The sequence below is a fragment of the Microbulbifer sp. VAAF005 genome (assembly GCF_030012985.1).
GTDB lineage: Bacteria > Pseudomonadota > Gammaproteobacteria > Pseudomonadales > Cellvibrionaceae > Microbulbifer.
In genome coordinates this window covers 4,643,197-4,661,969 of record NZ_CP120233.1, presented here as the reverse complement: position 1 = coordinate 4,661,969, position 18,773 = coordinate 4,643,197, and the positions used below count along the sequence as shown (strand labels likewise).

Sequence of the window (18,773 nt, the reverse complement as noted above, 5' to 3'; positions counted from 1 at the left end):
TACTCCAATCTATTATCTAGGAAACTTTTTCACCCTTTTTTGCACCTTTTGGTCTGGACAAAATAGACAGTGCTTTTTCTTTTGGCTCATCAAGTGCAACTCGCCCACTATCCAATACAAGTATTCGCTCTGCAAAGCTGAGAATGCTGGTTCTATGAGTTGCAATTACGACTGTCCTCTCGGCACTCCACTCTGATAATGCTTGGATAAATTGCTTCTCAGTAGCTTCATCTAATGCAGAGGTAGGTTCATCTAGTAAAAGTACATTCGGTTGGCGCAGTAGAATCCTAGCAAGCAACAGGGATTGTTTTTGCCCTCCAGACAATCCATAACCACCCTCTTGAATCATACAGCCTAAACCTTTCGAAAGCTTACTGACAAAGGACTTAGCACCGCTCATCTCTAATGCAAAAATAATTTCTTCATCACTGGCATAAGGAGCACCTAAGACCAGGTTCTCATAGATAGTACCGTGAAATAAGCCTGTCTTTTGGCTGAGAAGGGAAACATCTCGCCTAACGTCTGCAGGATCAATATGTGTCAGACTTACATCATCCAACCGCAATTGACCACGGGTTGGCTCAATATACCCTGACAAGGCATGTAATAAAGTTGACTTGCCTGAGCCATTTCGGCCTAAAATGGCAACTCTTTCCCCTTGTTGAATCTTCAACTCGGGAATAACTAAAGCAGGCTCAGATGATTCATCACCATAGTAATAGACCGCCTGCTTAAAATGGTAGTTTCCCTGAATAGCAGACTTCTGTACTTTCTTTTCATCTTCCGGGTTATCTACCGGTAGCTGCATAATTTGATCAATTCCCTTCATTGCAAACCGAGCTTGCTGCCAACGGCTTAATACCTGAGTGATATTTGCCATTGGCGACATCATCCGTGACCCAAGAATAGAAGCTGCAACCAGTGCTCCTGTTGTCATATCACCGGCCATTACCATTGGCGCCCCGAACAATACAACTACAGCAAAAACTGACGACTGCACATTGTGAGTCCAGCTCAGCAATACTCCAACAATATAACGAAGTTTTAGACTCGACTCTGCGGTAATAGCATTGAAATGGTTCCACTGTCCCTGAAAGCGCTGTTCTGCCTGCATGGCTTTTATATCTTCCAGCCCTTGAACTGTCTCAATCAACATCGCATTACGCAACGCCCCTTCTTTAATTGATTCCTTTGATAGCTTCGCGAGTTTAGGCTGAAGAAGTAGTCCCGGAATAATCAACATAAATACCGCAACCAGTGGTATCAGTGCCAAACTCCCAGCAACCCACCACATAACAAATAGAAAAAGAATAAAGAAGGGTAAATCTGCGAGAGCTAAAACTGTGGAAGACGTAAATAGCTCTCTTATTCGTTCAAGATCACGAATTTGCGATATAAATGTACCGGTTGACTTTGGTCTTGCTTGATCTTTAACTCGAATAGCATGGCCAAAGACCAAGTCCGACATGCGAATATCAGCCCGCTTTCCCAGTAAGTCTGTTACCCTAACCCGCATAGTTCGCATAATGAAATCAAAAATTATCGCAACAACAACACCGCTAAAAAGCACATAAAGAGTTGGAAAAGACTCGGCAGGTATCACCCTGTCATAAACTTGTTTCGAGAAAACAATTCCAGCCAAAGCTAAAGAATTAGCAATTGTTGTAGCGATCATTACATGGAAATAAGGCTTTAAATCCCGAAGGACAATTCTACGAAACCAGTGCTGATCTCCAGCCTTGACATAGTCATCTACACGAGAGTCAGTTGCCGTCCGTCTGGGGCGAAATACTGCCAAGCTTAGAATACTATTTCTTAACTCATCCAGAGGGACCGTGCTCTTTAATCCTTGATCTCCACAGTAGATAACACTTAACTGATTTTCTTTAGCGACGGAGTCTATAACAACTAACTGACCGTCCACCATCTGAGCGACCAGCGGCATGCGCCAGGAATTGATTACAGATTCACTGAAGGGGCAAAATTTTACGCTAAGCCCAGCCTGCCGAGCCATCTGCCGAACAACACTTTCAGTAGAAGTACAGCCTCCCCAGTTTCCAGCTATTCGCACTCTCTCAGAAGAACAATCAATTCGATAATGCCTTGCAATGGAAATGATTGCTTCACACCAGGGAGCGAAGTCAGCAGAAGTGTTTTCTGAATTAACAGATGAACTTTTGCCACCATCAGAATTTTCTATCTGACTCTCACTCAAGGCAACACCTCCACACCCTGAATTTCAGTTCCATCAAGCTTGAAAGCTTCCCGCAAACCGCCACGGCTGTGAAGACAATCTATTTTAAGAAGATGCAAATCAAAGATTGTATTATTTTTTTCCTGGCGAGCAAGGTGAAGCTCTTGTTCGGAATTTAACAAGTCAATTAGGGTCCGCGTTCCGAGAGTGGCATATTGCTGTTTGTATAAGTCCCTCGTTTCAGCTATTGCGCTTTCCCTGGCACTGAGGGCACTCAAGCTGCGCATTAAACCCTCTGCTTCTTCCTGTGCTTCACGATACTTTTGGGTTACTGATAACTGTGCCGAGTCTCTGGCAGCATCGGCCGATGAAAGGGCATAACTGGCTCCCTCTCTTCCTGCAGATATCTTTCCTCCCTGGTATAAAGGCATCGAAACATTAAAGAAAATAGCTTTTTCATTATCATCAAGCGCATTGGCATCGACATAGTTTTGATCTAAATACTGATTTACATTGCCATCGAGTGTAAGTGTGGGCCATGTATTGGCCTTTGCTGACTTTAACTGTGCCTCAGCCTCAGCCCGAGATGCCTCAGCAATAAGTACATCAGGCACTGACGACAAATCAAACGACACAACATCACAAGCTTGAGCCACATCCTCAGGAACATACATAGCAACCCGAAATGGAGATTCGAAGCCGGTTAGATTTTGCAATGTGCTACGCCATCGACGCAGCAAAGCCTCTACTTGTTGTTTTGATGCTTGTGCAGCATCGACTCTAGACTGGGCCTGTAAAACATCGGAACGGGAACTAACCCCGCGTTCTTTTCGAATTTGTACAAGCTGGGCAATAGCAGATACGCCTTGCACTTGCGCATCAGATGTTATTAGCAATGACTGATAACGCTGCACTTCAATGGCTGCTCGTGCAGTCCTCCTTGCAACCTCATCAATGGACTGAAGAACTTCTGCTTGAGATCGTTGTACTCCAGCCTTGGCAAAATCAACATTACTAGACACTTTGCCAAAATCGTAAACCATTTGAGAGATATTCACTTGGAACGCATGCCCATCCCCCTCATTTTTATATTCGGAATCCTGCCCCGCTACAATGCCAGCACTCAGTTGGGGAAAGTAGCCAGACCGTGCAGCTCGAACACCCTGCCTCTGTTGGTAGAGATTACCAATGGCTTCTGCGATCAATGGGTGCCACCCAACCGCTTGATGTACCACCTCAAGCATGTTGAGTTCCATTCGCTTAATTCCTTCCTCATACTCCCGAAAAGACATTTTCTTTAATGAGCTATTAGCCTCTATGTCCATATTACTTGGGCTAATTACTTCAGCAGAGGGAGATGAACTAAAAATATCGGCGTCCACAACGAGCGCCCAAAATACCAAAAAAACTGCAAATGGTATTTTCCATAGTTGTTTAAACACTTCCACTATATTCACTTATCAGTAATTACTGGGAGGTAAAACACTCTTTTAACGACTCGGTTTGAAGAGTGGCTACAAAAGTCTAGCCAAAAAAACCGGGCCTTACGGCCCGGTAATTAAGTTAATGTTTAGCTTTCAGATCTAAGTGTCACTCAAGCCATTTTGTTGCCACATATCTCCGACAGGATCATCAAACGCTACTGCATTATCAGTTGCCGCCAGCGCCTCAATATCACCTATTGCCTCACTAGGAATTTGGCTGGCATCTATGCCGACCTCATCTCCAACAGGATCGAATATTTGAGCATCACTGCTCGCAGATTCTAATAGGTCATCAAGACTCAAGTCGGAACCGCTATCCAGCATATCGATATCCGTCTCTGCAGCGGCACCAATATCCAGGATACCTTCGTATCCGACGCCACCATCTGTTCCAATATTGATGATGATAGTGTCAATATCGATATCAATTGAGATGTCAATGTCGATATTGATATCTATGTCAATGCTGGAGTCAGCATCGGCATCAGAGTCCGAATCAGCGTCAGCGTCAGCGTCCGAATCAGCATCAGCATCAGCATCAGCATCAGCATCAGCATCAGCATCAGCGTCCGAATCAGCATCAGCGTCCGAATCATCGCCCAACATATCTGCTCCAGTCTCAGGCGCAGAGGTCGGCCCATAATCCAGAGCATCAGATTCATTAGAATCCGCTCCAATGTTGATGATGATGGTGTCAATGTTGATATCGATGTCGATATCAATATCGATATTTATATCAATATCAACATCTGCATCGGAGTCCGAATCACTGTCGGAGTCGGAATCCGAGTCACTGTCAGAATCCGAATCACTGTCAGAGTCGGAGTCGGAATCAGAGTCGGAGTCGGAGTCGGAATCCGAGTCACTGTCAGAGTCCGAATCACTGTCAGAGTCGGAGTCGGAATCCGAGTCACTGTCAGAATCCGAGTCACTGTCAGAATCCGAATCGCTGTCAGAGTCCGAATCACTATCAGAGTCGGAGTCGGAATCCGAGTCACTGTCAGAATCGGAATCACTGTCAGAATCCGAGTCACTGTCAGAATCCGAATCACTGTCAGAATCCGAATCACTGTCAGAGTCAGAATCTGGGATAGATAGCGAATCCATCTCCGTACCAGAATCATCATCCACCATTTCTACTCCAGTCTCTGGCGTAGAAGAGAGCCCGTAATCCAGAGCATCAGCGTCATTGGAACCAGTTCCAATATTGATGATGATGGTACCGATGTCGATATCAATATCGATGTCAATATCGATATTTATGTCAATATCAACATCTGCATCGGAGTCGCTGTCAGAGTCAGAATCCGAATCGCTGTCAGAGTCGGAGTCAGAATCCGAGTCACTGTCAGAGTCAGAATCTGAATCACTGTCAGAGTCGGAGTCAGAATCCGAGTCACTGTCAGAGTCAGAATCCGAGTCACTGTCAGAGTCAGAATCCGAATCACTGTCAGAGTCGGAGTCAGAATCCGAATCACTGTCGGAGTCGGAGTCAGAATCCGAGTCACTGTCAGAGTCAGAATCCGAATCGCTGTCAGAGTCGGAGTCAGAATCCGAATCACTGTCAGAGTCGGAGTCAGAATCCGAGTCACTGTCAGAGTCGGAGTCAGAATCCGAGTCACTGTCAGAGTCAGAATCCGAATCACTGTCAGAGTCGGAGTCAGAATCCGAGTCACTGTCAGAGTCGGAGTCAGAATCCGAGTCACTGTCAGAGTCAGAATCCGAATCGCTGTCAGAGTCGGAGTCAGAATCCGAGTCACTGTCAGAGTCGGAGTCAGAATCCGAGTCACTGTCAGAGTCGGAGTCAGAATCCGAATCACTGTCAGAGTCGGAGTCAGAATCCGAATCACTGTCAGAGTCGGAGTCGGAGTCGGAGTCGGAGTCGGAGTCGGAGTCAGAATCCGAATCACTGTCAGAGTCGGAATCCGAGTCGCTGTCAGAGTCGGAGTCAGAATCCGAGTCACTGTCAGAGTCAGAATCCGAATCACTGTCAGAGTCGGAGTCAGAATCCGAGTCACTGTCAGAGTCAGAATCCGAATCGCTGTCAGAGTCGGAGTCAGAATCCGAGTCACTGTCAGAGTCGGAGTCGGAGTCGGAGTCAGAATCCGAATCACTGTCAGAGTCAGAATCCGAATCGCTGTCAGAGTCGGAGTCAGAATCCGAGTCACTGTCAGAGTCGGAGTCAGAATCCGAATCACTGTCAGAGTCGGAGTCAGAATCCGAATCACTGTCAGAGTCGGAGTCAGAATCCGAATCACTGTCAGAGTCGGAGTCAGAATCCGAGTCACTGTCAGAGTCGGAGTCGGAGTCAGAATCCGAATCACTGTCAGAGTCGGAATCCGAGTCGCTGTCAGAGTCGGAGTCAGAATCCGAGTCACTGTCAGAGTCAGAATCCGAATCGCTGTCAGAGTCGGAGTCAGAATCCGAGTCACTGTCAGAGTCGGAGTCGGAGTCAGAATCCGAATCACTGTCAGAGTCGGAATCCGAGTCGCTGTCAGAGTCGGAGTCGGAATCCGAGTCACTGTCAGAGTCGGAGTCGGAGTCAGAATCCGAATCACTGTCAGAGTCGGAGTCAGAGTCCGAATCACTGTCAGAGTCGGAGTCGGAATCCGAGTCACTGTCAGAGTCGGAGTCAGAATCCGAATCACTGTCAGAGTCGGAGTCAGAATCCGAGTCACTGTCAGAGTCAGAATCCGAATCGCTGTCAGAGTCGGAGTCAGAATCCGAATCACTGTCAGAGTCGGAATCCGAGTCACTGTCGGAGTCAGAATCCGAATCACTGTCAGAGTCAGAATCCGAGTCACTGTCAGAGTCGGAATCCGAGTCACTGTCAGAGTCAGAATCCGAATCACTGTCAGAGTCGGAGTCAGAATCCGAGTCACTGTCAGAGTCAGAATCCGAATCGCTGTCAGAGTCGGAGTCAGAATCCGAGTCACTGTCAGAGTCGGAATCCGAGTCACTGTCAGAGTCAGAATCCGAGTCACTGTCAGAGTCGGAATCCGAGTCACTGTCAGAGTCAGAATCCGAGTCACTGTCAGAGTCAGAATCCGAATCGCTGTCAGAGTCGGAGTCAGAATCCGAGTCACTGTCAGAGTCAGAATCCGAGTCGCTATCAGAGTCGGAGTCCGAGTCCGAGTCGGCATCTGCATCAGAATCGGGGATAAAGAAGCGATCGCCATCATTGTCATCGTCATCATTAGCCGCAATAGCAATAACAACAACTCCAAGGGCAATTAATGCAGGAATCCACCAAGAGAAACCAGGGCTAGCTGGAGCTGGTGCAGGATACGATGCACCACCAGCCGCCGCAAAGGCAGAAATTAAATCTCCATTAGAAGCTAACATAAGGGGCTCTTCTGCCCCAGTTAGCACCAGCTCACTATGGTCGCCATCTTCATCCAACAGGTAGAACCCTGAAATGATAATGACCTGACCAGACTTTAAAACAATTACAAGGTCTACTCCGTCTTTTTCAAAAGACGCAATATCCTCTGGATCTGCGGGCATTTCGACTAGACCAGGAGAGGACAATGATAGCCCCTCCAGTGATCGCTCATCGATAGAGCCCGTGGATTTGTCAAAGATTTTCGCAATCATGCTCTCACCAACTTCAAACGGTGCAACTTCCTAAATACACAGTTCATGGCCTGAGCTTAAAGACGGAAAATACCCCACTTTGAGCCCATCCGTGACTAGATTCACTAATACATCGCCTTGCTAATTTCCCTCCATAAAAACAATTACGCCAGTACGTTTTTACGCGCACTACTTTTGTATGGACGTAATTCAAAACCTTTTCAAGGAGGAGTTAGGCAGCGGCAGGAGAAAAACGGTTTTCGTGCTAACTTCAGCAAGATTAGGAAGTTACAAATGACTACAGACCCGGAAATTGGCAGGCACTTAAACAAAAAACCTACACCTGTTGTTGATACGCCTGCCGGGCCAATCATCGGAACTACAGATGAGGAAACTGGCGTATATAAATTCTTGGGTATCCCCTACGCCCTCCCTCCTGTGGGAAATTTACGTTGGTTACCGCCGCAAGAGTTGGACCGCTGGAAAAACCCTTTCCAAGCACATAGTTTTGGATCACCAGCTGCGCAAAACTCATCCACCTTAATGGAAGTTCGAGATCAAAATGGGAATCTTCCTGAAAGAGAGGAATGCCTCTATTTGAATGTATTCTCTCCCGCAATGTCGCAAGGAAAAAAGCTGCCAGTGATGTTTTGGGTTCATGGCGGCTCTTTTTACATGGGATCAGGATGCCAAGAAATTTACAATGGTAAATACTTGGCAGCTAGCGGTCGGACAATTGTTGTCACTATAAACTACCGATTAGGCGCACTGGGATTTCTGCGTCTAAAGGATATTAGTGATATACCATCAACCGGCAATGAAGGGCTTTTAGATCAAATAGCCGCCCTACAATGGGTTCGGAAAAATATCTCAGCATTTGGCGGAGATCCAAAAAATATCACTCTTTTTGGCGAATCAGCCGGGGCAATGAGTATTGCCTCCTTACTTGAAACTCCACAATGTAAAGGTCTTATACGGCGTGCTATTGTCCAAAGTGGGCACCCAAGAGCCTCTCACTCCCAGCAAAGCGCTAACCATGTTGGTAAGACTTTCATTCATAAATTTGAGAAAATCTCTGGTGGCATCTCACTAAAAAATTGTCCAACCAAACTTCTTCTGCAAACCCAAAAAGCAATACTCTCTGACACGTCTATGACAGCAAAATGGGGGCAACTGCCATTTAAACCTGTCGCAGACAGAGACCTTTTTTCCCCTGGAAAAAAACTCTCCCCGACACACCAAACATCCCTTTTGTTAGGGAACAATTTGGAGGAATGGAATCTTTTCAGTGCTATAAACCCTGAAAGCTTTAACATGGACTACCGGCAAATATGTACTCACTTGGAATGGCTTATTCCAGAGTCCGAATTAAAGCCCTTACTCAGGCATTACTATCAACTAGCAAAAAAAATGACAGACAACCCCTGGCCAGAATGGAGCCGAGCCTGGAACCTCTTGCTCACTGATATGGTATTCACCTTGCCTGGGCTGAGACACCTACAAAACCATCAGGGGGAAAACTATCACTATCACTTTGCGCAACCTCTCGCTGCACAGCCTTTACTGGGGGCTTGTCACGCCGTTGAGCTTGGCTATGTATTTGGAACCCATAGCGATCAGTCCTTGAAAACACTATATGGTGCTGAAGAAAACCCCCATTTATTAAGTGCATCAATGCAACAAGCTTGGCTGAATTTTGCTGAAACAGGGAAACCCGGCAATGATTGGCCAGAGTTTTCAGGAAAACACAGTAAGCGATTTGGCAATCATCCCTCAGCCAGGGCGTTTAACTCACCAGAGCTTCTCAGTTTATGGCAACATATACCCGACGATAGGTTGAATGGTTATCTTTAGGTTGGCATAGATGGCAAGAATTTTTTTAATCAGGCATGGAGAAGCAGCGAAAGGGGAGCACATCCCCGATCCAATACTCACAGACGAAGGTTACAAGCAGGCAGAAGAGCTAGCCCTAAAACTTTCCACACTCGAGAAAGTTCAATTAATAAGCAGTCCCAAACTCAGAGCACAGCAAACAGCAAAGCCCTTGGCCGAAGTTTGGGATATAGAGGTTGTAATTGAAAATGCACTGACGGAAATACCTACACCAGAGGAAATACCCAAAGCTCAACGCCTAACCTGGTTACGAACATTACTTACTGGAGAGTGGGACCCCTGTGACAGAGAACAAAAAGATTGGCGCGATGGAATAATCAGGTATTTGGAAAGTCTTTCAGAGGACACCTTTATCTTCTGCCATTTTATGGTCATCAATTCAGTTGTTGCACATATCCGAAACCACCAAAAAGTACAACAGTTTAGGCCCGATTACACTTCAATCACTGAGCTAAAAAATGATGGAAACAAGCTACATTTAGTCCAGCTAGGCGAAGAAAAAGATAACAAAATTCTATAAGAAAATGGGGTATGTCCAGCATACCCCAAGCGGGCATTTATTTTAAATCAAGCTTTTGCTGACTACCTCAAACAAATCCTTAGATAGGTCTCCCGAATCAGCAATCCTTTGCAGGGCAACTTTCATCTTCTCACCCAGGCTACCAGAGTATTTTTTCCAACGTGTGATCGGTATAACCAGTCTTGCTGAAATTTGTGGATTTAGCTTGTCCAAGGCCAGAACCTGATCGGCAACAAACTCAAACCCGCTACCATCGCTCTTATGGAATTGCTTAAAATTACGATTAGCAAAACCACCTATTACAGACCTTACTTTATTGGGGTTTTTCATTTCAAAAGCAGGGTGATCCATAAATGCACGAATATTTTCCAATGTACCGCGCTTGGGACTACAACTCTGCTGACTCAGCCATAGTTCTACGGCTTGAGTATCGGTTTTCCAGCGCTCATAAAATTGCTCAATCAACGCCCTGGCTCGATCTTCCGGTGCATGATTAATAATAACAGCGAGAGCCGCCGCACTATCTGTCATATTACTAGCGCTCTCAAACTGAACCTGGGCTATATTTAACGCCTCCTCAGTTTCTGTTATGCACATATAGGATAAACAGGTATTTTTAAGTCGTCTTTGCGCAATATCTAACGCATTCGGGCTATAGGGCTTAGTCGTATTCAATTCTAGATAGCGCGTGCGAAATTCATCAAATAATTCACCTGCAATTACCTTCCTAACAAATTCCCTCGCAACAATTATTGCTTCCGCATCAATAGATGATGACTCTTCAGCGATAAACTGCTCGCTGGGCAACTGCAAGATCTCTGCAACCAGCGCTAGATCGAGATCAACATCCTGTAAAACCTCTTTAAAAGCACTAATTAAACTTGGTTGTACCTGTAGTTCCTCACCTTTACGAAAAGCCACCTGAAGCTCACACAAAGCATTTAATGCTAGGCGCTGACTTGCATCCCAGCGGTTAAACGTGTCCTTATCCTTCCTCATTAAAAATTGAAGCTGCTCATTACTATAGTTGTACCTTATTTTTACTGGAGCGGAGAAGCCTCGCAGCAATGAGGGTAAAGGCTTCTCCGCAAGTCCGGAAAACTCAAAAGATTGCTCATCTTCTGTTAACTGTAAAACAGTTTCAGTATCACCCTGCTCATTGAGTACAAGCTCTGCGCCATCAGCCCCCAGCAATCCAATTCTTATTGGTAAGTGGAAAGGTAACTTCTCTTCCTGACCTGGCGATGAAGGGCAAGACTGGCGAATAGTTAGCCTATAAGTGCCATCAGTTTCATTAAAGCTATCTGTCACATCAAGTATCGGCGTGCCTGCTTGGCTGTACCAGTTGCGGAATTGCTTCAGTTCAACCTTGTTAGCATCTTCCATCGCCTTGACGAAATCTTCACAGGTTACCGCGCTGCCATCATGCCTCTGAAAGTACAAGTCACTTCCTTTGCGGAATCCTTCTGCACCTAAGAGGGTATGAATCATCCGTACAACTTCCGCACCCTTTTCATAAATTGTCAGAGTGTAAAAATTTGAAATTTCTATATAAGAATCTGGCCTGATAGGATGGGCCATAGGGCCGGCATCTTCAGCAAACTGGGTAGTACGCAAAAGGGATACATCTTCAATACGCTTAACCGCTCGGGAATTAAGGTCAGCAGAGAACTCCGCATCACGAAATACGGTAAAACCCTCCTTCAGACTCAACTGAAACCAATCCCGGCAAGTAACCCGATTGCCGGACCAGTTGTGAAAATACTCATGTCCTACAATAGACTCAATCCGCTGAAAAGCTGAATCCGTTGCTGTTTCTGGGCTAGCGAGCACACAGGCCGAATTGAAAATATTCAATCCTTTGTTTTCCATAGCCCCCATATTGAAATGATCAACAGCAACAATCATAAAGATGTCTAGGTCATATTCCTTTCCGTAATTTTCCTCATCCCAACGCATCGCATTTTTAAGTGAGCGCATAGCATGATCACACTTCCCAATATTTTTCGCTTCCGTAAAGATCTGTAACTTAACCTTTCTACCAGAGGCTGTTGTGAAGCTATCTTCCACATGCTCCAAGTCCCCGCCTACCAACGCAAATAAGTAAGCCGGCTTGGTGAATGGATCTTCCCAAGTTACAAACTGACGACCATCTTCATATCTACCCCTTTCAACTTCATTGCCATTTGAAAGTAGTACTGGGTGGTCCATCGGCGCGACGATGGTGGTGGTAAATTTGGACATAACATCCGGCCGGTCAGGATAGAAAGTAATTTTTCTAAATCCTTCAGCTTCACATTGAGTGCAATACATACCATTAGAGAGATATAATCCCTCTAGAGATGTGTTTTCCTCCGGATTTATCCGATTGCGGATTTCCAGCAGAAATTCTGGTTTCTCTACAGGGATAGACAGGCCCTCAGGTAGAACCTGATAATCAGATGTAGACAACAAAACTCCATCCAAAGAAACCGAAAGTAATTCCAGCTCGACGCCATCCAGCACTAAAGGCGGCAGCCCTGTGCCCGCTTTCGGATTTCTGCGAATATTCAAACGAGATTTGACCAAAGTTGCCTTGGGTTCCAGCTCAAAATGTAAATCAGTAGCATCCACCAGGTAATCTGGTACTTGATAGTCTTTCAGGTAAATGGTCTTTGGCTGGCTATCTTTCATTATTGAAACACCTTCAGTCATTCTATGCCCTTCCGGGGCAGTATGAATTCGATTAATTGGACCAACAATATCGTTACCCGGGCTAATACTATTTATCACCCAAGTTAAAAACCGGACTATAGCTTCCCAGCGCGATTGGTGCCACGCATAGATAAGTTAGATTAATACTTGCCCTTGCAGCCTTGCCCACCGGCACTCTTGGCACGTCTGCCTCCACAGACATGGCGGCAATAGCGGTGGAGAAACCAAAAACTATCAGCAAGATCACCTAAATAGGTGAAAACTATTAATTGGTAGTCGATTATCTACCCATATAAAGCACTTACTGTCTGCCCCGCCCCACAGCACAGTAGATACTGACCAACATGGTGAGAAATTGCAGCCAGTATAATTATCCAATCTGGTAAACTCGTCATAAGGTAGAAGTAAGGAAGTAAAGTACTCCTACTTCGCCCTTTCGTAACGAATAATAGATTTAAGTTTGAGCTAATCTCTTGCGGGAATTCCGAGGTTCAGTGTGCGTAAACTCCGTATCTCCATCATAACTCTATCTTGTTTTTTAGCTGCCCTCATAGCAGCTAGCTGGTGGAAAAAGGATATCGTTGCCTCTCAGCTAATCAATATTTTCTCAGGAGAGGTAGTTATTCAGGAGCTGACAGGACTACGACTGGGTTTTAAAGAAGTTTCGATCCAGGAAGTTCGCCTAAAGTCCAGTGTAAATAGCATTATCCTCCTTGAGGGAGTAAAAATTGTCTATCCTTTCCATATTATTTATGACCGAGATAACACTCAAAAAATTGAACTATCAATAGAAAAGCTAACTAGGAGCATGGAAGCTGAAGATATCGTTACCAAAGCCCATATCGACGAGCAGCTCCCGGAAAATAATGTCAAGACAAGTAATACATTATCGTTAAGTGCCCTAAGCCAAAGTCTAACCCGCTTTTTGCCAGGCAAGATATCCGTTAAGCAAATAGTACTCGATGGCCAATTGATTGGCGGCCCACTAAATATAGCTCGCGACAGCACAAAAATTCATGCCGAAACTCCCCTTAAACACCCCCAGTTTGGCGAGCTTAATTTATATTTTGAGGCTTTTTTAGGTTTGTCAGAAATCAAACTAAAACCCAGAATACTAACTAACAACTCAAAGATTCTGTCTGAAGCTGATATAACTATTGCTAAACTAGAAACTGACACATGGATTTTAAACAATGAACTTGTATCAGAGCTGGAATCTATAGCCCCACTGATAGAGATATTTGAACCTAAAGCTAGCTCCACAACTAAGCCGACAGTATCAGGCAAAATTATAGCTACCACCGCAATTAGCTTGCCAGACAATCTGCTATCCATTTCAAGCTACCGAGAAATTGACATTCAACTTAATGGCAATGATCTAAAGGCCACAATCCCATACGCTCAACTAAACTCCAATATAGAAGCCCAATTATCTATAAGTAATCCAATAAAAATAACACTTGAATCACTATTTCCATTTAAACCTCGACATATCAAGGGGAGTTGCGAGCTTGATATAGCTTTAGGTACTGATAAAAACACCAATACCCCGCTATTAAGTGCGGACTTTAGCTCGAGCACATCGGCGACATCTCCCGAATTAGATATCGAAGGTACTTTTCATCTAACAAGTGCAAATACTATAGTTAATTCCCCCTATATCTCAGGCACTTGCCAGCACTACCTATAGATAGTGTTAATGGAGATGTGGCATTTAAGAGTAAACTTCAACTGAGTTCGCTTAACAATATTAACTCTCCAGAAGTAAATAGCTTTCAATTAGAATTGATGCCAAACCAAACTATTCAATTGGATATTTCAGCTTCCACATCAGGAAAAAACTCGCCTTTAATTACTACTGGATTACATCAGAGCAAGATACAGGCAAGCATTAAAGATCTTATCTCCATTACAGGTGACCTGACCAATCCCAACCAAAGAGATATTAAGGTCGAACAAGGATCTCTAACTGCAACGATACAAGGCTCCAATGGGGACTCGACAGTACAGTTAACCGCTAGCGACATACAATGTCACTTCTCTGACATCAGTGCCTGTAACTTTGACCTAAAGACAAAAATACCCCAACTTTATGAGCGATCCAGAGAATTAGCAGTTACTAATTTGAGTTCAACTGCCAAGGCAAAGATTGAAAGCAATCTTAAAGGTCAAAAATTCACGCTAGAGAGCATTAAAGTATCTGGAGAAAAAATAGCAACCAAAACATTGGCGGCTGACAGGGTAAACTTAGATATACCAACAGTACACTGCGAAGTAACAGAGCCTACAATCTGTACTCTCCCAGAAATAAGCAGTCAGTTTGGAATTATCAACACCGAGCAATTTTCCCTTTCTGGAGACCTCAATTTTCTTGATAGTATTGTTACCATCAAAAATGGTGCTACAGCGCTGGACAGTGAATTTAATAGTAACAATTTAGAGATTGAGACACCGGAAAAGTACAAGGTTAATTCTTCAGCCAAAGGCAAGCTATCCCTGCAACAAAATAAGCTAACAAGTCATAGTCAAATTAAAGCAGGTGCAATTGAAATTGATTTAAGCGGCTCTTACGACTTATCAAAATCCTCAGGTGGAGTTGAATTTTCCGTTCCTGAAGTTACCTTTAGTACGGATCGCTCTCTAAACGATACGATCCAGGGCCTTCCCCTCAATATCGTCTCCGGCAGACTTTCTGCCGGTGGTTCTGTGTCTTTGCCCTCCCAGTCCAAAGATAGTATCCATGTTTCATTGGACGATATTGCAGCAACCTATAAAGATAGTTTTGCCACCGGAATCAGTGGAGATCTAAAAGTAGAAAACGAAGATGGGCACTGGATCACACCTACACCATACCCACTATCGATAGAATCTATTAACGCGGGCTTACCAGTGAAAAATGTCCAGTTATCACTGCAACTGGATAAACAGAAAGATATTACATTGCATAATTTTTCTGCTGATTTTTTGCAAGGCAAGGTTACTTCATCAGCCCTTATTTGGAGTCTCGCGGAAGAGACTCGAAAAAGCATTGTACATGCACAAGGTATTTCTCTAGAGGCTTTAGCACAGGAGACGGACTCAGAGAACTTTGAGGCCAGCGGGCTAATTAACTTGGAAATCCCCATTGTAACGGGGCCTGAGGGTATCACTGTGGAAGCCGGCCACCTTCAGGGTGAAGCTCCAGGCGGACGCTTGCGCTACTACGGAGCCTTTTCTCCGCAGATGCTGGCAAGCAACCCACAACTTAAGTTGATAGCCAATGCACTGGAAGATTATGAGTTTCAAACACTGGAAGGCAGCATAGACTATCCAGCCAGCGGAGATCTCCAACTACAGCTAAAGCTGGTTGGTCGAAGTGAGGCTATCGATTCTGATCGAGACCTGGTGATCAACCTGAACCTTGAAAACAATATCCCAGACATGTTGCGCTCATTGCAAGCCAGTCGTGATTTGACTGAAACCCTGGAAAAGCAGCTGGACCAATAGGTCAGGAGTGAAGTAGCCTTTATTGGTATGTAGAAGCCTGCTTGGTTCATTACCGGTTAAGGTTGACTCAATAAAATACTTGGGTCTGCCGGCATCCAACTCACCTGCTGAACCAGGCAGGTAACACGGGCTAGGTACAAAAAGTAAAAGGGTACCAAAGAGGTACTGTGAGGAGTGTCAGATGAAAGCCAGCCGACTGATTCCTATGGGGCTGCTATACGCTATGGTTGCTACAGGGTGTACACCTACTGTAGCGGTAAAGGCTCCCAGTGAGCCAATTACAGTAAACCTGAATGTGAAAATTGAGCATGAAATTCGGGTCAAGGTCGACAAGGACCTGGACAACCTGTTTGAAGACAAGGAAGGGATTTTCTAAGGAGGCAAATATGAAGACATTAATGAAAGCCTTTTTGGCACTGAGCTTATTAATCGCCCTGCCTGCAATGGCAATTTCCCTAAATGAAGCCAAAAGTAAGGGCCTGGTTGGTGAAGCCAATAGCGGATACATCGCTATAGTAGATGCCAGCTCACCAGAACTGGAAAAACTGGTCAAAGAAGTGAATGCCAAGCGAAAAGCTGCTTACGCTCGAATCGCTGAACGCAATAAAATTGATATAGCCCAGGTGGCAACACGCGCCGCTGAAAAGTTGGAAGCACGCTTATCACCTGGAGAATACTACCAGGACAACCTGGGACGCTGGGTCAGGAAGTAACTCGTAGCCCGAAGACTTCCGCTCAGCATGTAGACGCGATAAAAAACCCCACAGCCAGAAATCGGCGGTGGGGTTTTATAAAGGAGAAGAGGCTACAAATTACCAAATAGTGAATGCCCGTCGAGCCCCTGCTTCTCCATAACCTCTCTTAAACGTTTCAGTGCATCCACCTGTATCTGCCTGACCCGCTCCCTGGTGAGACCGATTTCACGCCCTACTTCTTCCAGGGTGCTCGCTTCAAAACCGCGCAAACCAAACCGCCTAGAGACCACTTCACACTGCTTGTCAGGTAACTCTCCCAACCAGCGGTTGATGCTGTCAAAAAGGTCCCTGTCCTGTAAAAGCTCTGCTGGGTCAGATTCCTGCTGATCGGGGATGGTATCTACCAAGGTCTTCTCAGAAGAGGGCCCAATGGGAGTATCTACAGAAGTAACCCGCTCATTGAGCCCCAGCATACGCTCGACATCTTCGACTGGCTTCTCAAGGAGGGTGGCAATTTCTTCTGCGGATGGCTCGTGATCCAGCTTTTGCGCCAACTCTCGAGATGCACGCAAGTACACGTTTAACTCTTTCACGACATGGATGGGCAGGCGTATGGTCCGGGTCTGATTCATTATGGCCCGTTCTATCGTCTGACGTATCCACCAGGTGGCGTAAGTGGAAAAGCGAAAACCTCTCTCTGGATCAAACTTCTCAACTGCTCGAATCAGGCCCAGATTGCCTTCCTCAATAAGGTCCAGCAGTGCCAAACCTCGGCTAACGTAGCGGCGAGCAATCTTTACAACAAGGCGAAGATTGCTCTCGATCATTCGTTTTCTTGCCGCAGCATCTCCACGCAAAGCCTTGCGCGCGTAATACACCTCTTCTTCTGCGGTCAATAAGGGGGAGAATCCAATTTCATTGAGATAGAGTTGAGTAGCGTCGAGATTTTTCTGCAAATGGCCATCGCCATCCAATCTACAAACTCTACTTTTCTCTGCCTGGGAGGGTGCGGAACTCTTTTTAGCCGCAGATTTCCGCGTGCGACTAACACCTGCTTCAGTTGAACCTAATTTCTGCTCATCATTTTCAACGTCTAACTCAGGAGGAAAGTCTTCTGCCTGGCCAGCCAAAGACTGGTCTTGCCGTTGTGCTTCCATTTCCCCTGCTCCTTGTACTTTGCCAATTTCAGCCGCACAACACACTCGGACATTGATAACACAACTATCAATGCCGCAGGTATGTGGCGACAGCCACTGAATCGGCTGACCCTGGGATGGCCACGATTACAGTGACTACCTCAAGTGGTACTAGTTAAAAGTCCATTTTTATTTGCAGAGCTTTACTGCGGCCGTGAACTTACGGTAAGTAGGCAAGAGGGTCTACTGGCTGACCGTTTTTGCGAATCTCAAAGTGGAGCTTGTTGCGGTCGGTACCACTCGAACCCAGTTCCGCTATCCTTTGCCCCGCCTTTACCCTGCTGCCCTCCTTTACGAGCAACCGGTGATTGTGTGCATAGGCACTGAGGTAAACCTCGTTGTGCTTGACGATCAGCAGCTTTCCATAACCTCTCAAGGCGCTTCCTGCGTAGATCACGGTGCCATCAGCCGCTGCCAGTACAGACTCACCCTTTTCACCCGCGATATCAACTCCCTTACGCAATGGGTCCCCAGAGCGGAAGTGACTAATCACTTTCCCCTTGGCGGGCCAGCGCCAGTTGACCGATCCGCTCCGGCGAGATGCTGTTGATTGGCGCTTTGGGCTTGATGTTAAAGATTTTTTAGCAGTGGTCGTTTGTGTTGTTTTAGGATTAGCTTTTGCGACTGGCGCTTTTTGCTTCTTTTGCGTACTAGCGGTGCTCTTGGTTGGCACTGAGCCCGCCAGCCTTATTCTCTGCCCAGGATATATTTGATAAGGGGAGCGGATACCATTTATCGCCGCCAATTGGCGAAAATCCTTGCCGTAACGCCAGGCTATCGAATAGAGGGTATCCCCTTTACCAACCGTGTGGTGGGTAATTTTGATACTCGGGGGCTGGCGTAGGGAGCTTGAGGGAGCCTTATGGCTGGAACAGGAGGAAACGGCCTGCAGTAGAACCAGCAAGCCTAATATTTTAAACACCCCCCACAAACAATGACCGATTTTAGGGAGTTTGTTCCGCCAACATCGGCGCTCAAGAGGTTGCAAAAGATGACATTCCATTATTCTCTTTTTACATCAGACCACGGCATTTA

At 45.6% G+C, this 18,773-nt stretch carries 12 protein-coding genes and 1 pseudogene; 7 read left to right on the top strand and 6 right to left on the bottom strand.

Translation table 11 applies throughout. The features are described 5' to 3' along the window. Positions 1-16 precede the first annotated feature (16 nt). Positions 17-2,215, bottom strand: a complete 2,199-nt coding sequence (locus P0078_RS20905; RefSeq protein WP_282931823.1) for a type I secretion system permease/ATPase — start codon at positions 2,213-2,215, stop codon at positions 17-19. Continuing rightward, complete coding sequence (locus P0078_RS20900; protein ID WP_282931822.1) at positions 2,212-3,651, bottom strand: TolC family outer membrane protein; 1,440 nt, start codon at positions 3,649-3,651, stop codon at positions 2,212-2,214. Before P0078_RS20900 ends, P0078_RS20905 begins: the two co-directional genes overlap by 4 nt. A 1,392-nt stretch (positions 3,652-5,043) precedes the next feature. Here P0078_RS20900 and P0078_RS24800 point away from each other — a divergent pair. Continuing rightward, a complete protein-coding gene (locus P0078_RS24800) occupies positions 5,044-6,915 on the top strand; it encodes a hypothetical protein (protein WP_502867300.1) in 1,872 nt (623 codons plus the stop codon). Positions 6,916-7,011: 96 nt separating this feature from the next. Here the strand turns inward: P0078_RS24800 and P0078_RS24795 are convergent. Then, positions 7,012-7,275 (bottom strand): annotated as a pseudogene (locus tag P0078_RS24795) (BapA/Bap/LapF family prefix-like domain-containing protein); the annotation flags it as partial. Between the two features lie 273 nt (positions 7,276-7,548). Between P0078_RS24795 and P0078_RS20890 the strand changes: the two are divergent. Together P0078_RS20890 and P0078_RS20885 are read left to right on the top strand one after the other, a co-directional pair. Next, positions 7,549-9,108, top strand: coding sequence for a carboxylesterase/lipase family protein (locus P0078_RS20890; protein WP_282931820.1), 1,560 nt, complete (start codon positions 7,549-7,551; stop codon positions 9,106-9,108). Positions 9,109-9,118: 10 nt separating this feature from the next. Continuing rightward, positions 9,119-9,667 (top strand): histidine phosphatase family protein, encoded by a 549-nt coding sequence (locus tag P0078_RS20885; RefSeq protein WP_282931819.1) that lies wholly within the window; start codon positions 9,119-9,121, stop codon positions 9,665-9,667. 42 nt (positions 9,668-9,709) lie between these two features. Here the strand turns inward: P0078_RS20885 and pepN are convergent, their stop codons facing one another. Further along, positions 9,710-12,340, bottom strand: a complete 2,631-nt coding sequence (gene pepN, locus P0078_RS20880; protein ID WP_282931818.1) for an aminopeptidase N — start codon at positions 12,338-12,340, stop codon at positions 9,710-9,712. A 517-nt stretch (positions 12,341-12,857) separates the two neighbouring features. Here pepN and P0078_RS20875 point away from each other — a divergent pair. From P0078_RS20875 to P0078_RS20860, 4 genes are all read left to right on the top strand, one after another. Then, a complete protein-coding gene (locus P0078_RS20875; RefSeq protein ID WP_282931817.1) occupies positions 12,858-14,051 on the top strand; it encodes a hypothetical protein in 1,194 nt (397 codons plus the stop codon). Positions 14,052-14,068: 17 nt separating this feature from the next. Next, positions 14,069-15,847, top strand: a complete 1,779-nt coding sequence (locus P0078_RS20870; protein WP_282931816.1) for an intermembrane phospholipid transport protein YdbH family protein — start codon at positions 14,069-14,071, stop codon at positions 15,845-15,847. 181 nt (positions 15,848-16,028) lie between these two features. Then, the gene (locus P0078_RS20865) at positions 16,029-16,223 is read left to right on the top strand and encodes a YnbE family lipoprotein (RefSeq protein WP_282931815.1); all 195 of its coding nucleotides are present in this window, start codon (positions 16,029-16,031) and stop codon (positions 16,221-16,223) included. A 10-nt stretch (positions 16,224-16,233) separates the two neighbouring features. After that, positions 16,234-16,560: a YdbL family probable chaperone protein gene (locus P0078_RS20860; protein WP_282931814.1), complete on the top strand. Its 327-nt coding sequence runs from the start codon at positions 16,234-16,236 to the stop codon at positions 16,558-16,560. A 92-nt stretch (positions 16,561-16,652) separates the two neighbouring features. Here the strand turns inward: P0078_RS20860 and rpoS are convergent, their stop codons facing one another. Then, on the bottom strand, positions 16,653-17,699 hold the full coding sequence (rpoS, locus tag P0078_RS20855) for an RNA polymerase sigma factor RpoS (protein WP_282931813.1): 1,047 nt from the start codon (positions 17,697-17,699) through the stop codon (positions 16,653-16,655). 199 nt (positions 17,700-17,898) lie between these two features. Next, positions 17,899-18,660, bottom strand: a complete 762-nt coding sequence (locus P0078_RS20850; RefSeq protein WP_282931812.1) for a peptidoglycan DD-metalloendopeptidase family protein — start codon at positions 18,658-18,660, stop codon at positions 17,899-17,901. Positions 18,661-18,773 lie beyond the last annotated feature (113 nt).

Coding starts and splice junctions, on each gene's coding strand:
- P0078_RS20890 (WP_282931820.1), top strand. CDS start 7,549: ATGACTACAGACCCGGAAATTGGCAGGCACTTAAACAAAAAACCTACA.
- P0078_RS20885 (WP_282931819.1), top strand. CDS start 9,119: ATGGCAAGAATTTTTTTAATCAGGCATGGAGAAGCAGCGAAAGGGGAG.
- pepN (WP_282931818.1), bottom strand. CDS start 12,340: ATGAAAGATAGCCAGCCAAAGACCATTTACCTGAAAGACTATCAAGTA.
- P0078_RS20865 (WP_282931815.1), top strand. CDS start 16,029: ATGAAAGCCAGCCGACTGATTCCTATGGGGCTGCTATACGCTATGGTT.
- P0078_RS20860 (WP_282931814.1), top strand. CDS start 16,234: ATGAAGACATTAATGAAAGCCTTTTTGGCACTGAGCTTATTAATCGCC.
- rpoS (WP_282931813.1), bottom strand. CDS start 17,699: ATGGAAGCACAACGGCAAGACCAGTCTTTGGCTGGCCAGGCAGAAGAC.